The following is a 15,716-nucleotide window of genomic DNA, read 5'->3' on the forward strand; positions in this document are numbered from 1 at the left end:
TTGTCGCCGATCAGGCAAGCCGCCAGTTCGCGGCAAACTCCGCCACGCGGAACGGCTCACCAGACCATCGGAACCAGGCGGTAACGCACGCGGGCGAGATATTCGGCATAGCCGTCGAGCTCGGCAGTGAGCATCCGCTCCTCCATCATGGATCTCAGGCCGAGCAGCGCCGCCATGACCGGCACGATACCAAGGCCCCACCAGGATCCGAGCAGCAGCGGCGTGCCGACATAGGTCAACAGGCCGCTGGCATAGATCGGGTGGCGCACATAGGCGTAGGGCCCCGTGGTCACCGCAGCATGCCCGCGCTCGCGCTGGATCTTCACGACCGGGGCGGCGTAGCTGTTTTCGCGGTAGGTCCGATAGACGATGTAGAACGATGCGGCGATCATCACCGCGCCGGCGCATTGCAGCCAGAACGGGACGAACGATGTCCAGTAGCGCACCGCGTCGAGCGCCATCAGCGGCAGCCATGTCAGCCACAACAGCGGCATGATCGTCGTGATGACGCGATCCCACCCGGCCTGGCCGCGCGCGGTGCGGCGCTCCGCCAGTAGCTCCGGATCATGTCTTGCGAGCCATGCCTCGGTGATCAGTCCGCCGATCGTGATCTCGAGCAGGAACATCCAGGCGCCGGCCCATCGGATGGTGCCGGCCGCTAGAAACAGGAGCGTCCCGAGGCCCACAAATGTGCAGGAGGCGCGGCGCAGATTGATGCGAGGAGGATTGCCGTTCTGGTTCATGTCTCTCTCCGACAAGCGGCAACGGCCGCGCCGCCGGATCGGGCGGACCGTTGCGTGTCCGGGTAGCGGATCGAAGCGCCGTTCAGTGCGCAGGCCTGGTTACGGTCTGCGGGTCCAGTTTCGCGCCTGTCCGGAATAGACCTTGCTCGGCAGCGCGCGGGCCGTGGGATCGAGCAGGATCTTCATCGCGGTGTTGAGCCGCGCCTCCGAACGCGGCGAGCCGTCATGGCGCATCTGCTGCGGAGCACCGGGGCCCTGCGGTGGCGCCATATAGGCCGACGTTGTCGGCGGGGCGGGCGTGGTGGCGATCTTCGGACGGGCGACAACGGCCGCCTCCAACGGGCGCCGTGCATCGGCAAGGCTTGACGCTGCGGATGCTTCCGCCGGTGGCGGAGAGGCGGCGCTGTCGGATCCGGATTTGCGGGGCGGTTTTGCCATGGCATCGGCTCCATAGGTTCGGTGATGACGACGACGTCAGGATTTGTCTTCGTCGGATGTGGTGCGTTTGGCGATGATCGGGTTGCGGTCGCTGATCGCGGCGAGCAGCGAGGCGTGGCTCACGACTGACGACACGACGATCTTTCCGGACGGCTCGATCCGGCGACCGTTCTGCTGCTGTTGCTGTGGGCTCCTGGCGGTGGATTTCTGCATCATGTCGGCCTCCTTGAGGGCAGGGGTGGGGCCCGACAGCGCCGGGCCCCGAGTTTGGCGATCAGATGCCGAAAGCGCCGAGGACGCCCGGCAGCGCCTGCACGGCCGTACCGAGGATGTCCTGCCAACCCTGCGGGTTGACCGACCCGTTGGTCGCCACTTCGGCAATCCGCTTCGGACCGCGCTCGATGCCCTCACACTGGATCGGGCTACGCACGCTGCCGAAGGTCTCAAAGTCGTTCCTTGCGTACATGTTCAGCTCCTTCTTTCGGTTTGAATTGACGGCAACTACGGGAGGTGGGCACCGACCGGGGCAGCCGTCGCTGGACGTCGCCCAGGGGATCGCTCATCGCGTCGATCCCCTGGACCACGTGACGCTAATTCGCGCCACGTTCTGATCTCCTCCGGACGCAGAGGAGCAATCGCGTCAATAGACCTGCCACTGCCGCAGCGGCCCAACCGCCACCGGCACCACGTCGCTCACGTCGATCGTGTACTGATAGACTTCGCGAGCCTGGGTCAGGACCTGCGTCGGGTTGAAGAAGCGGTAGGTCACGTCGTGGCATTCCGAGTCCGGCCGGCAAATGACGCTCTGGTCCACTTCGACGGTGTCGAGCCGCAGGCCCTTGTTGGCAGCGTCAATGAAGATCTTGCGCGTGTTGTAGGCGTTCATCGCGGAATAGTTCAGCGCGCGGTCCTGCGGGGAGAGACCGACATTGCGGAACTCGTTGTAGATCCGCTCGAGGAAGCCCTCTGCGCCGTCCGGCCAGGGGAGCGGCCCGAACAGCGTGTAGAGATCCCACTGGTAGAAGCCGCGCCAATCGGTCACCAGCGTCGGCACGACGGTGCCATTGAGCAGCTTGGTCGTGTTGGTGCTGTCGACCCAGCCAGCCATCGAGACCCGCGCAACGCCGCCGGGCGGCGGGAATGCCGGGCGCGTCGCTGGTGGCTCGCCGCCGGCGGGGGCCGACATCGACGTGATCGCCACGGTGCGGGTCGTCGCGGGATCGTCGTGCGAAACCTCCTGATGCCACAGCGCCAGGATCAGCGCGGCGAAGAACCCGAGACCGAACACGTCGAGCGGCTTGATCGCATAGATCGGGATCGAATCGATCGTCATCGTCCAGGTGATGGCGTCGGCGTCCGGGAAGTTGTTGCCGGCCCCGGCCGGCGTCGCGGTCTCGCCTTCGGCCTGGTTCAGCAGATAGCGCGCCATGATCGCCGGATTGTACGGCGCCGAGGTATCGCCGGAGTGGTCGCGCTCGGGCCCGAAGGCCGGATCGCCGCGGCCGATCAGGCTGTCGCGCCAATTGGCGATCGCCTGCACGAAGTAGTCGAGGCGGGCTTCCTTGCCGAAATCGTAGAACAGCCGGCCGATCGGGAAGGCGAGCTGTCCGGTGGACTCGGCCGCAGCGCCCCGCGGACGCATGCCGTTGCCACAGCCGCAGCTCTTCTCGCTGGTTCGAACCGCGGGGGCTTCGTACATCGGCAGCGGCTGGGGCATTGCAACCGGAAGCGCATTGCTCGGCATCAGCGCGTGCAACTGCTGCGGCTGCAGCCAGGTTTGCGGCATCATGCCGGCCGTTGGCATCGCCATCTGCGGCATCATCATCGGCGGCATCACCATCTGGGGTGCCGGTGCCGGCATCCAGACCATGTCGCCGCCCGCATGGGGGGCGTGATACGGATAAGGCGCGGGCGCGGCGATCGGCGCGGCGACGACGCCGTGATCAGCGGGGACGGCCATGGCCGCAGGTGCCGCCGGCACGGCAGGCTGCGCCTCGCTTGGCATGATCCCGGCGTTGTTTCGCAGGACCGAGCCATCAGGCCCGAATATGCGCGGAGCCGATGGTGCAGACATTGCTGATAGATCTCCCATGGAACCCTCTCTGGTTGCAGTTGGCTGAGCGGCGGATGACGGTTGGACGAAAGGGCGCGCGGACACTCCCCGGAAACGAGGAGGCGCGGCCGTGGCACCCGACGGCATGACGGCGTCCGCCTGCTCGCCAAGCAGGGCGGCGACAGCCGCGGGAATATCGAGCCGTCCGGCGAGACAGCGCGAGGCGCTGCCGTCGTTGCGGCAGGGCACCGCGCTTTCGAGCAGCGCAGCACGGACGGCTTGCGGATCGGCCTTGCGTCCGTTCTGGCGCAGGCATGAGAGCAGCAGCGCGACGACGCCGGTGACGATCGGCGCAGCGTAACTCGTTCCGGAACGCAGGCTGACGTTGCGGACCGGCGAGGCGCCGGCGATGTTCTCGCCCGGCGCCAGGATGCCGTTCTCCAGATAGGCGTCGCCGAAATTGCTGAACGGCAGCGGGTTGCCGGCCAGATCGCACGCGCCGACCGCAAGCACCGAAGCGAGGCTGCCCGGCACCTGCACGCAGCGGCAGCCGTCGTTGCCGGCGGCGGCGACGATCAGCTTGCCCGCGCGCTCGCAGGCGCGCACCGCGTCGACCAGAATGCGATCGGCCTGTCCCGTCGCGGATTGCTGGCCGCTGCTGATGTTGATGATGTCGGCGCCCACCGCCAGTGCCTGGTTGATCGCGAGCGCCAATGTGCTTTGCGAGGACGGCTCGATCTGTCCGGCGGCATTCTCGCGATAGATCGAGAACACCGTTGCGCTGCAATTCGGCGCGACCCCGAGCACCGGGCCGCCGGGCGTGCCCATCAGCACGCTCGTGACATGCGTGCCGTGCTCGGACTGGATCGTCGGCGAAGACGGCGCGACGAACTCGCCGCCCATGGCGACGCGGGCCTGCCTGAGCGAGGGATGATTGAGAGCGACGGGACCGTCGATGATCGCGATCTTCACCGCGGGGTCGCCACCCGACGTTCTCTGCCACAGGGCAGCCAGACCAGCGATGTCGGCAACTGGATTCATGAAATCGATCCTGGGCCGATCTGCTGCGAATTCGTGCAGCCGATCCGTCTTCCACGGCAATCTGCAACCGCGCAGCGAACGAAAAGAGCGGCATGTCGCTGCGTTGGTGCTGTTGTGGCAGGTGTGCCGCGAAAGGCCTATTCGCCGCGGTGGATCAGAAAGGATCGAGCCGATGATACGGATCGACCGATCCGTGAGATCGATCCCGCGCCTCGAAAGATCGATCAAAGGGTTTAGTCGGGATCGGTCTCACGGCGTGATGCGGTGCGCATGCGTGCAAAGTCGCGCCGCATCTGCGCACCAATGCGTGCGCGCGCTGCGGTCAGTCGAATACGGAATTCAGGTCGCTGGTGTCAGTCGAGCTCGCGGCGACGATCGAGAGCCGGCGCAGATGATGCGATCCATGGCGCTTCGCGAACCCGCCGCATCGCCTGCGCCCGGCGTGGCAGGCCGAGCTTTTGCAGCACGTGATGGACGTGATGCTTGACGGTGGCAAGACTGAGATTGAGATCGCGTGCGATCTCCTTGTTCGACATGCCCTGCCCGATGAGCTTGAGAACCTCGCCTTCGCGGCGCGTCAGTCCCTGGTCCGTGTCGATCGTATCCGTCTGACGCTCCATGCAAAACAGCGCGCGCAGCAGTCCGCCGGAAATCTCGGCGCTGCAGGCAAGCCGCCCTGACGCCACGTCCGACAGTGCGCGGCAGAGCTCGTCGAAGCTGGCATTCCGGGAAATGTAGCCGCTGAACCCGGCCCGGCCGCAGCGGACCACGTCGCGCCGGTCCTCGTTGAGGCCGAGCGCCACCAGCGCGATTTCCGCATGCTCGCTCGCGATCACGCGCACCTCGTCGAGATCGATGCCCTGTGTGACGTCGATCAGAATGACACTCACACGACCGGTCTCGAGGGTCGCACGCAGGCCGGCAAGATCGGCGACCGCCGCCTCGACGGCAAACTCGGCGTGGTTCTGGAAACTCGAGGCAAGCCCCTCGCTGAACAGCCTGATCGGCGTGACGACCGCGATCCTCATCATTATCCTCGAACTCAACGAAATGGCGGATGAAAAGCCGTCTGTAGGTCAACGGCACCGGCATCCAGAAAGTCATGAAGGTAAGTATGCGGTATGCTGCCAGAGGTTGTACTATTATCTGGTCGAAGCTACGGCCCCGATAGGCGCGTGATCAAGAGATACAGTTCACATTCGAACGTCGTGCCGGCAGCACGACGCAGGATACGATGTGATGGATATCGCGGCAAGGTGGCGAGACGCAGCGCGTGCGCACGATGGGCTGCAGAAAATCTCGTGGCGACTTCAACGCCATAGTGATCGACGCCTAGATATTTAGATAATTGACGCGTGTGGGCGCGGGTGCTCTGTACAAGATTACGTGTTCTTCGGCCGAGTGTGAGCGACGCAATGCCGCGCCTCGGATGTGCTCAATCCAGATGCAGATCGACAGGATTCCATGACGAGCGTGATTCGAGCGACAGCCCTTCTGACCCTGCTGATGGCAACGCCAGCCTTCGCGATCGTCGGTGGTGGCGCGCCGTCGACCGATGGCGTCGCGCGCGCCGTCGTCACCATCGTCGGCTCGCGTGGCAATTTCTGCACCGGCGCGCTGATCGCGCCGAAAGTGGTGCTGACCGCGGCGCATTGCGTGCAGCCCGGCGCCGACTACAAGATCGTCGACTATGGGCCGGACCGGCAGCCGAAGCTGCAGGACGTCAAGACGGTTGCGATCCATCCCGGCTTTCGGATGCAGGCGATGACCAATCATGTGGCGACCGCCGATGTCGCGCTGCTGCAGCTTGCGGACCAAGCCGCAGGCAAGGCGCCAGCCGTGCTCGGCATGCCCAACATTCCGATCCAGGTCGGCGGCCGCTTCACGGTCGCAGGCGTCGGTGTCACCGTGCGCGGTGACGGCAAGAGCGGCGGCAGCATTCGCGTCGCCGGCCTGATCGCGAGCGGCAAGCCCGGCACGCTGCAGATTCGTCTGATCGATCCGGTCGGGCAGGGCGTGCGCGACGGGCTCGGCGCCTGTACCGGCGATTCTGGTGCGCCCGTGTTCGAGGACAAGCAAGGCGGGCCTGTCATCGTCGGCGTGGTGAGCTGGTCCACCGGCCCGAACGGCACCGCCGGCTGCGGCGGCATCACCGGGGTGACGCCGCTCACGCTCTATCGCGACTGGGTGATGCAGACCGCGCGGCAGTGGGGTGCGAGCTTCTGAAGTTACCTGGCCCCGCTTGCGGGGAGAGGTCGGATCGCATCGAAAGATGCGATCCGGGTGAGGGGGAGTCTCCACGAATCTGTTTGGCATTGTGTATGCGGAGACAGCCCCTCACCCCAACCCTCTCCCCGTAAGAACGGGGAGAGGGAGATGATAGCGTTAATGCCCCGCCGCCTTGTTCGCGGCGGCGTTGTTCAGCACGATCAGGCCATCGACGGCGACGCCGAGCTTGCTGTTGATCAGGAACGGATTGACGTCGATCGAGGCGATGCGGCCATTGGCGTCGGCCATCAGGTTGGAGAGCCCGACCAGCGCCTTCACCGCCGACGGCTCGTGCAGCGCGGGCTTGCCGCGATAGCCCTTGAGCTTGACCCCGGCCTTGGTCTTGGCGATCAGCTCTTTCGCCTCGGCGGCATCGAGCGGCGCGCCGGCAAGGGCGACGTCCTTCAGCAGTTCGATATCGACGCCGCCGGTGCCGAACAGCACCACGGGGCCCATCTCGGCATCGAGCGAGGCGCCGACCACGAGCTCGAGGTCGGCCTTGACCTGTTGGGCAATCAGGATGCCCTCGAGCTTCGGCTTGCCCTTCAGCTTCTTCACCCGCGCGGTGATGTCGTTGAACGCCTTCTTCACCTCGGCGGCGTTGGCAAGGTTGAGCACCACGCCGCCGATATCCGACTTGTGCAGGATATCGGGGCTGACAACTTTCGCGACCACCGGGAAGCCGATCGCCTTGGCGATCTTTACGGCCTCCGCCGCGGTCTGCGCGACGTCTTCCCTGGAGATCGGGATGCCATAGGCCTTGAGCAGTTGCTTCGAGGCAACCTCGTCGAGCGCGGCGGCGCCGTTGGCCGCCTTCAGCGTCTTCTCCAGCACCGCGCGCGCGGATGCCTTCGAGCTTGACACGATGTCGGGCACTTCCTTGCGCAGACCGGCATATTCGATCAGCGACTTGATCGCGCCGACCGCGCGGTCGAGTCCCTGCATGACGGCGATATCGGGTAGCGACTTGCGCAGTCCCTTGGTGAATTCGGTGAAGCCGATCGACATCGCGCTGATATAGATCACCGGCTTGTTGGCCTGGCCCGCCATCTCGTTGACGATACGCAGATTGCGCTCGCGCAGCTCATGCGGCGCCTTCGGCAGCTCGGCATCGATGACGACGATGTCGGTATCGGGATCGTCGATCATGATCTTGATCGACTTCATGTAGACGGAGGGATCGACCACCGCCGCAAAGCCGGCATCGAGTGGATTGCCGACGATGCTGCCGGGCCCGAGCATCTTCGCCAGCTGCTCCGTCGCGTTCGGGCTTAGCGGTGCGAAATTCAGGCCGGCGGAATAGAACGCGTCGATCAGCAGCCCGCGCTTGCCGCCGGACAGCGACACCGCCGCGAGGCGGTTGCCCTTCGGCGGATCGGCATGGACGAAGCACTCGGTGGTTTCGATCAGTTCATCCAGGCCGCGCACGCGGATCACGCCTTCGCGAGTCGAGATCGCATCGAATGTCTCGATCGAGCCGGCGAGCGCGCCGGTATGCGCCATCGCGGCGGCGCGGCCGCCTTCGGAGGCGCCAAGCTTGAGCGCGATCACCGGCTTGCCCGCAGCGCGCGCGGCCTTGCAGGCTTCGCGGAACACCTTTGTGTTCCTGACGCCTTCGAGATAGACCACAATGACGCGGATGCTCGGGTCGGCGGCGAAATAGCTCATCAAGTCCGGCGTCTCGAGGCCGGATTCGTTGCCGGTCGTGACCATGTAGCCGACGCCGACGCCGCGATCCTCCAGCGCCTGGCGGATCGCCATCACGATCGCGCCGGATTGGCCGGCGATCGCCACCGCGCCCGGCTCCATGGTGACGATGCGGTCGTCGATGTTGGTGAACAGGTTCTCGCCGGCGCTGAGATTGCCGAGGCAATTTGGGCCGGTGACCGCAAGTCCGGTCTCCTTGATCGCCTGCTTCAGCTCGGCCGCAAGCCGCTGGCTCTCCTCGTCCTGCAACTCGCTGAAGCCGGAGGTGACGATGGTCGCCGAGCGCGCGCCGGCAGCGGCCGCGTCGCGGATCACCTGCACGGCAAAGCGGGCCGGTACCAGCACCAGCACATGGTCGGGCCTTTCGGGAAGACTGGCGAAATCCTTGTAGCAGGTGACGCCCCAGATGGTTTCGCGCTTGGTGTTGATCGGAAACAGCCCGCCGGCATATTCGTATTTGATCAGGTTGTTCCAGATCCGTTCGGCGTAGTTGCCGGGCTTGTCGGTGGCGCCGACCAGCACGATGTTGCGCGGGTGCAGCATCGCGTGGATGCTCTTGACGATGTCGCTGGCGTCAGCGGGCGGCTCCCATTTGCGGGACGGATGTGACGCGGTGCCTGCGAAAGCTTCCATGGAGCCTGCCCTTATCCTTGTTCTGCTTGTTTCCTCTGGCCCACGGCGGATCACCGCAGAACGCTACTTTTCATTGTTTTTATGGCCGATGGAAGGGGGTAGCAACTCCCGCTGCTGCAAGTCAGGGCATCGCTTGCAATATCCCGGCAGGCGCAAAATCGAAGCGGATCATGAGCCTGATTCGGGTCGGCTCGAATCCGTTTCGAACGGGTTCGAATCCGGGTCGATCATGGTCGCGTGCAGCAGATAGCGCTCGGGGCCGGACGTCAGCGCGTCAAACGGCCAGCAGGTCGACAGCACCAGCTCATACCGCTTGGTGAGCGGATCGATGCCGGACTGGTCGAAGCGGACGACCGCGCTGCGATCGGCCCGGTAGCGAAAAATCCTGCCGTCGCTTCTCGTGACGTCGATCTCGTCACCGATTGTGACATCCTTCAGAAAGCGGAAATGGGTGTCGCGATGCGCGGAATAGACAGCGACGCCCGGCTCGCCGGCATCGACGGTCTCTTCGACATGGCCGGGGCCGAACGCCAGCGCCTGGCCGCTGCTGCCGGCCAGCGCAATTGTGGACGCGTGCAGGCGCTTCACCTCGATCCGGGCGACCGGCCAGGTATCGGCCCAGCGCCACGGCTTCACGGGGTGGCCGGTCGCGATGCTCTGTGCGAAGGCGCGCTCCAGCAGCACCTGCGCAAGCAGTGCCTTGGCGTGGATATAGGCGCCCTCGCCGAACAGGATCAGGCCGATGATGGCGACGGCGAGGGGGAGGATGAAGCGGCGCATATTCTTACTCCCGTCATTGCGAGCGAAAGCGAAGCAATCCATCAGCGGCATGTGCGGAGCCATGGATTGCTTGGTCGCTTCACCCGCCGCAATGACGTTTGAGAGAAGTGGCGCGCGCGGCCCATGGGGGACGGGTGAGAAGGCCGCGCGCGCTCTTGAAAGAGGAGGTCGGGGGGCACCTCCTCCTTTCATCCGACGTCAGTGGGACGACGTCTGACGCCGGTTGAACACCAGAAGCAGAAGGCTGACCGTGAGCAGGATCACACCCACAAGCATCTTCAGTTCGGCATCGGTCGCGGTCTTCGGCAGCTGGATCGTGCCGGGTCCTTGCGTGGCGACCGGTGACCGCTTCAGCGTGGCGAGCTGCACCTTGCCGTCGCCGGCTTCAGCGCGGCGTTCGGTCGGTGCGGCCGGCAGGCGCGGACGCTCACCGAATACTTTGGCGAAATCCCAGCCCGCGGGCAGGTTGAGCGGCAGTTCAGCGAGCTTCAGCGGCTCGCCTTCGGGGCGGCTCGGCGTCTTGTCGACCGCAACGAGGCTGGTCAGCCGCGTCACAAGCTGATGCTCCAGCGCCAGCGCAAGGATGGTCTTGTCGGCGTCCTCGGGGCTCGCCTGCCGGGTGGTGCGCGCGACCTCAGCATCCGCGATCTTGCGGCGCGCCCAGAGCTTCGACAGGCCCTTGCCTTCGGCGGCATTCGCGAGCGGCAGCGTCACGCTCCACGGACGGTCGCCGATGCGACCCTTGATCTCGACCGAGCCGGCAAGCTTGTCGAGCTTTGCAGCCAGCACCAGCGGCTCGTCGCGATAGACGTCGGGGAGTGCGGACGGTGTCAGGTCGGCCGTCGCCTCGGAGAACTTTGCGGACAGGTTGGTCACCGCCGGATTCTCCAACTTGGCGAACAGGTCGCGCATCCGCTCGTCGACCTGCTCGACTGAGCCGATATGGGTGAAGGTCCCGCGGCCGAGCTCGGCGGCGCGCGTCATCAGATAGGTGTTCGGCGCCGAGCCGATGCCGACCATGAAGATGCGTGAGCGGCCGCGCAGCGCGTTGATGGTCTCGAACAATTGCTGCTCGTTGCCGATGGCGCCGTCGGTCAGGAACACGACCTGGCGGACATGGTCGGCATCGTCACGGTTGGTGTCGGAGAGCGCCGTGCGCATTGCCGGCACCATCTCGGTGCCGCCGCGCGCCTGCAACGCGCTGACGAATGACGTCGCGTTACCGATATTGGTGCTGTTGGCGGCCACCGGGGTGGGGAACAGCGTGTCCATGGTGTCGTCGAAGCGGATCACGTTGAAGCGATCGGTCGGTTGCAGGCGGCCGAGCGCGTAAATGAGGCTCGCCTTGGCCTGGATGATCGAGGTGCCGCCCATCGAGCCGGAATTGTCGATCACGAAGATCACCTCGCGCGGCAGGGCCTTCTGTTGCGCCTGCTCGACCGATGGCGGGGTGACGAAGGCCAGCAGATAGTCGGAATTGCCGACTTGCTCGCGGAACAGCCCGACCGACGGCGCCTTCTCGGCGGCTGGCTTCCAGCTCAGCTCGAAATCGCGATCGGCCGGCACCAGGCCTTCGGCGAGCTTGACGACGCGCGTGGTGCTGTCGAGGCTCTCGATCCTGACCTGGTGAAAATGGCTCTTCACCTCGCCGAGCGGGAAGCCGGCGTTGAGGTGGACCGTGATGTTGGTCGGATTGACCGGCGCATTCGTCGCGGGATCGAGTACCTCGGAGGCGATCCGATCGCGGTCCGGCACCGGATCGGTTGACGTCGCGCCCCAGCCGCTGCCGTCGGCGCGGAGGTCGACACTCTGCACCACCGGGCGCGGATTGTAGCGCGGGCCGACCACCATCGGCACCCGCAGCGAGAATTCGTTGCCGTTCTGCTGCACCGGTTCCTGATATTCGATCTGCGCCAGCACGGTTTCGCCGGGGCCGATATTAGCGACCGAGTTGGTGAAGATGTTCGGCCGCTCCTGTTCGGTGAGCGCGGCCTTCTGGCCATTCCGCTTGGCCTGCTCGTAGATGGCGCGGGCCTGCTGCCGCTCCTTGATGTCGCCGACCACGATGCGATCGCCGACCACCATCTTCAGCGTGTCGACCGCGCCGCCGGCCGGCAGCGGATAGACATAGGTCGCTTCGACCCAGTCCTTGGTCGGGTTGCGGAAGATCTGCGTGACGCGGGCGCGGACGGTCGGGCCCGACACCGTGAGATCGACATCGACACCGAGCCGCAGCGCGTCGGCATAGCCGTCGTCGGTCTTGAACAGCAGCGAGCCGGAGCGCGCATCGCTCGGTCGCAGCACCGCCTGTTGCGGCAGCTCGGCCGACCACACCGGATCAAAACTCACGAACAGCGCCGCAAAGCCGATAGCCAGTGCGGCGACGCCTTCCACCAGGAAGAACAGCGCAATGCGCATCCGGCGCGACAGCCGGATCTGCGGGCCGCTCTCACATGCATCGTAAATCGTCATTTTCGTCACTCCCGAGCGAGACTTTCGCTGCCTCGCGATCATGGAGAGCGGCGGTTTTGGCGCGAGCAGAATGATCGGCAATGATTGGCCGCCATCCGGCGCGGCCCGCCGCCGTCCGAGGCGGGTTTGTGCGGTTTTGTGATGGATTGTCCGGTCTGCTAGAGTGCGCGGAATCAAGGGGAACCGGGCAGGAATCACGATGCCGACGCCTGACAAGCAGCTTTCCGCCGAGCTGAGCCAGCAGGTCGCGGAGACCATCCGCGAGGAAATCGCGCGGCGCCGCATCTCGCGCCAGACGCTGGCCGAGCAGGCGAAGCTCAGCCTTTCGACGCTGGAAAAAGTGCTCGGCGGCCGCCGCCCGTTCACGCTGGCGACCACCGTGCGGCTCGAGCAGGCACTCGGCGTGTCCTTGCGCAAGCTGCCGGAGACGATCACGGTTGCCGCGCCTGCCAATGGCGAGATCGCGCCCGACAGCCTCGGATCCTATTCGCGCCGCTCGGTGGCGCGGATCGAAGGGACTTACATCACGGTGCGTCCGTCGTTCGGCGAGCAGGGCGCGGTCTATGCCTATCGGACGGAGATTACATGGGATGATGCGGCATCATCGCTCGGCTTCCGCGAGGGCGAGCGGCAGGATGCCGACTACACCCAGTATGGCGAGGTGGCGGTGCCGAATGAATCGGGCTTCGTCTATCTCGTAACCAACCGGCACGGACAGCACCGCGTGATCACTGTCTCGCGCCCGCGCAATTCCGGTGAGATGTACGGCATCATCACGACACTGCTCGCCGGCCGCGGCTCGCTGCTGACGCCGGTCGCCGCGCCGATCGCATTCCTGCCGGTGAAGAACGTGCCGAAGCCGAGCCTCGGCCGGGTGTCGGCTGACGATGCCAACTACGTCCTCTACCGCGAGCATCTGCGCCGCACGATCGACGAGCCTTTCGCGATCTTCCTGCCGGCATAGTCGCAGGTTGCGCGTGAACAAGGACGTCGTCGGTACACTCCGATGCTAGAGCATTTCATTGCTTAACTGAATCGGAGGGGATTCCGGTTTTTGGCGGTTTGTGATTCAAGATGCTGACTGGATTGGAGGCCAGCATCGCATGACCCGACCTCTTTCCCTGGATCTTCGCGAGCGTGTGGTGGCGTCGGTTTTGGCGGGCGAGAGCTGCCGATCTGTGGCGGAACGGTTTGGTGTTGCGGTCTCGTCGGTTGTGAAGTGGTCACAGCGGCAGCGGGCGACCGGCTCGGTTGCGCCCGGCAAGATGGGCGGTCACCGCAAGCCCTTGCTTGATCCGCATCGTGCCTTCATTGTCGAGCGGATCATTCAGACGCCGCACCTGACGCTGCATGGTCTGAAGGCGGAACTGGCAGCTCGTGGGGTCAAGGTCTCACACAACGCGGTCTGGCTGTTCCTGCGCCGGGAAGGGCTGCGGTTCAAAAAAAACACTGTTCGCCCTCGAACAAGCGCGCGCCGACGTCTCTCGTAGGCGCCAGCGTTGGCGATCCTGGCAGGCCGGACTTGATCCGGGCCGGCTCGTCTTCATCGATGAGACTTGGATCAAGACCAACATGGCCCCTTTGCGGGGCTGGGGCCCCAAGGGCGCACGCCTGCGCGGCTTCGCCCCGCACGGTCACTGGCGTACCCTCACATTCCTCGGCGCGCTCCGCCATGACCAACTCACGGCACCCTGCGTCTTCGACGGCCCGATCAACGGCGAATGCTTCTGCGCTTATGTGAAGCACCTTCTCCTGCCAACCCTGCGCGAAGGCGACATCGTCATTCTCGACAACCTCGGAAGCCACAAGTCGAAAGCTGTCAGGCAAATGATCCAGGCTGCTGGCGCCAGGCTCTGGTACCTGCCGCCATACTCGCCCGACCTCAACCCGATCGAACAGGCCTTCTCCAAGATCAAACACTGGATGCGGCAGGCTCAGAGGCGCACCGTCGAAGACACTTGGCGCCACATCGGTCACCTCGTTCAGGACATCCAGCCTCGCGAATGCGCAAACTACTTCGCAAACGCCGGTTATGCTTCAGTCAAAATGTGAAACGCTCTAGCCCCGTCATCCTGAGGTGCGAGCGGAGCGAGCCTCGAAGGATGCACGGCCACCATCGGGGCCGTCGACCCTTCGAGATGCGCGCAAGAGCGCGCTCCTCAGGGTGACGGTGAGAGAGTGGTGTGCCACCGGCTGGTTCAATCTGGCCTCTCGCTTCAGATAAAACACTCCGCAAGAACAACGAAGCCGCCCGATTGGGCGGCTTCGCAATGGCTGATGTTTGGTCGCGGTGCGCGTAGCCCTAGCCGCCGGTCTCCGCGCTGATGATGTCGCCGAACAGCTCCCACTGTCCGTTCTTGAACTGCATCATCTTGAGCTGCTCGACCGGGGCGAAGTCGGTCGCGCTGGTGTTGATCCGGATGCCGGGGATCAGCGTGTCGGGCGTGAAGTCCTTCAGGCTAGCGGCCTGCTTCATCACGTTCTCACGCGTCAGGTTGTCGCCAGCTTGCTTCAGCACCTGAACCATGGTCTGCGCCGCGGCGTAGCCATAGACCAGATTGGCGTCGGACAAATTGGCGCCCGGCATGTACTTCTCGGCGAAGGCCATGAACTTCTTCATGCCCTCGTCGTTCTTCCACTGCGGATCGGATGCGTCCTTGAGATAACCGGCCGACAGCACGCCTTCCGAAGCCTCGAGTCCGGCGGGCTTCATGACAGCGCCGATCGAGATCGAGACGTCGGTCATCACGTGCATCGGCTTCCAGCCGAGCTCGGCGATCTTCTTGATCGCTTGCGCGGCGAATTTCGGTGTCGAGATGTTGACGAACACATCGGCGCCGGTGTCCTTCAGCTTGACGATGTGGGAATCGATCGACGGCTCGGTGGTCTCGTAGCTTTCCTCAGCAACGATCTTGGCGCTCGACTTGTCGAGCACCTCCTTGAGGCCGACCAGGTAGTCCTTGCCGAAATCGTCATTGGCATAGAAGATCGCGACCTTGGCATCCGGCTTGGCCTTGAGGATGTACTTGCCGAAGATCCGCGCCTCGACGCGATAGCTCGGCTGGAAGCCCATGGTCCACGGGAAATCCTTCGGATCATTCCACTTGCTGGCGCCGGTGGCGAGGAACAGCTGCGGCACCTTCTTGGCGTTGTGATACTTCTGCACCGCGGTCTGGGTCGGCGTGCCCAGCGCGTTGAACACCAGGAACACCTCGTCGCTCTCGATCAGCTTGCGGATCTGCTCCACGGTTTTCGGCGGCGAGTAGCCGTCGTCATAGGAGATCCAGTTGATCTTGCGGCCGTTGATGCCGCCCTTATCGTTGATCATCTTGAAATAGGCTTCTTCGGTCTTGCCGATGACGCCGTAGGCGGAGGCGGGACCGCTATAGGCCTCGACATTGCCGATCTTGATCTCGGTATCGGAGGCGCCGGTGTCATACTTTTTTTGTGCAAAGGCGGCCTGGGTTGAGAGCAGGCAGAGCGCTGTAGCGGCGGCCAGCAGCGACAATTTTGTGGTTTTCATAAAAGCAATTTCCTCGATTGATTTTGGTTGGGACTTACGCAACGAACCCGCAACCAGT

13 protein-coding genes are annotated in these 15,716 nt (G+C 64.6%); 3 read left to right on the forward strand and 10 right to left on the reverse strand.

What is annotated here, in order from left to right:
- Nucleotides 1-56: 56 nt before the first annotated feature.
- The 6 genes from HAP47_RS03525 to HAP47_RS03550 form a co-directional block, all read right to left on the reverse strand.
- Entirely contained in the window at nucleotides 57-743 is a 687-nt protein-coding gene (locus HAP47_RS03525) for a methyltransferase family protein (RefSeq protein WP_173639422.1), read from the reverse strand.
- A 99-nt stretch (nucleotides 744-842) separates the two neighbouring features.
- Entirely contained in the window at nucleotides 843-1,181 is a 339-nt protein-coding gene (locus HAP47_RS03530) for a hypothetical protein (RefSeq protein ID WP_173639421.1), read from the reverse strand.
- 36 nt (nucleotides 1,182-1,217) lie between these two features.
- Entirely contained in the window at nucleotides 1,218-1,397 is a 180-nt protein-coding gene (locus HAP47_RS03535; RefSeq protein WP_092126523.1) for a hypothetical protein, read from the reverse strand.
- 58 nt (nucleotides 1,398-1,455) lie between these two features.
- A complete protein-coding gene (locus HAP47_RS03540) occupies nucleotides 1,456-1,647 on the reverse strand; it encodes a hypothetical protein (RefSeq protein ID WP_029080476.1) in 192 nt (63 codons plus the stop codon).
- Between the two features lie 174 nt (nucleotides 1,648-1,821).
- On the reverse strand, nucleotides 1,822-4,275 hold the full coding sequence (locus HAP47_RS03545; protein WP_173639420.1) for a S8 family serine peptidase: 2,454 nt from the start codon (nucleotides 4,273-4,275) through the stop codon (nucleotides 1,822-1,824).
- 353 nt (nucleotides 4,276-4,628) lie between these two features.
- Nucleotides 4,629-5,306, reverse strand: a complete 678-nt coding sequence (locus tag HAP47_RS03550) for a LuxR C-terminal-related transcriptional regulator (protein ID WP_231168736.1) — start codon at nucleotides 5,304-5,306, stop codon at nucleotides 4,629-4,631.
- Between the two features lie 475 nt (nucleotides 5,307-5,781).
- On the opposite strand from HAP47_RS03550, the gene HAP47_RS03555 reads away from it, so the two are divergent.
- Nucleotides 5,782-6,501 (forward strand): S1 family peptidase, encoded by a 720-nt coding sequence (locus HAP47_RS03555; RefSeq protein WP_371821736.1) that lies wholly within the window; start codon nucleotides 5,782-5,784, stop codon nucleotides 6,499-6,501.
- Between the two features lie 159 nt (nucleotides 6,502-6,660).
- On the opposite strand, the gene HAP47_RS03560 is transcribed toward HAP47_RS03555, so the two are convergent.
- From HAP47_RS03560 to HAP47_RS03570, 3 genes are all read right to left on the reverse strand, one after another.
- Entirely contained in the window at nucleotides 6,661-8,883 is a 2,223-nt protein-coding gene (locus HAP47_RS03560; protein ID WP_173639417.1) for an acetate--CoA ligase family protein, read from the reverse strand.
- A gap of 168 nt (nucleotides 8,884-9,051) precedes the next feature.
- Nucleotides 9,052-9,663 (reverse strand): class GN sortase, encoded by a 612-nt coding sequence (locus HAP47_RS03565; RefSeq protein ID WP_173639416.1) that lies wholly within the window; start codon nucleotides 9,661-9,663, stop codon nucleotides 9,052-9,054.
- A 198-nt stretch (nucleotides 9,664-9,861) separates the two neighbouring features.
- Entirely contained in the window at nucleotides 9,862-12,081 is a 2,220-nt protein-coding gene (locus HAP47_RS03570) for a marine proteobacterial sortase target protein (protein WP_371821852.1), read from the reverse strand.
- Between the two features lie 253 nt (nucleotides 12,082-12,334).
- Here HAP47_RS03570 and HAP47_RS03575 point away from each other — a divergent pair, with 253 nt between their 5' ends.
- Nucleotides 12,335-13,099, forward strand: coding sequence for a helix-turn-helix domain-containing protein (locus HAP47_RS03575; protein WP_173639414.1), 765 nt, complete (start codon nucleotides 12,335-12,337; stop codon nucleotides 13,097-13,099).
- Between the two features lie 139 nt (nucleotides 13,100-13,238).
- A protein-coding gene (locus HAP47_RS03580; RefSeq protein WP_173637148.1) for an IS630 family transposase occupies nucleotides 13,239-14,187 on the forward strand; the annotation gives its coding sequence in 2 pieces (ribosomal slippage) (nucleotides 13,239-13,574 and nucleotides 13,576-14,187; 948 coding nt in all).
- Nucleotides 14,188-14,437: 250 nt separating this feature from the next.
- On the opposite strand, the gene HAP47_RS03585 is transcribed toward HAP47_RS03580, so the two are convergent.
- Entirely contained in the window at nucleotides 14,438-15,658 is a 1,221-nt protein-coding gene (locus tag HAP47_RS03585; protein ID WP_173639413.1) for an ABC transporter substrate-binding protein, read from the reverse strand.
- Nucleotides 15,659-15,716 lie beyond the last annotated feature (58 nt).

The organism is Bradyrhizobium sp. 41S5, from assembly GCF_011516665.3.
Taxonomy (GTDB): Bacteria; Pseudomonadota; Alphaproteobacteria; order Rhizobiales; family Xanthobacteraceae; genus Bradyrhizobium; species Bradyrhizobium quebecense.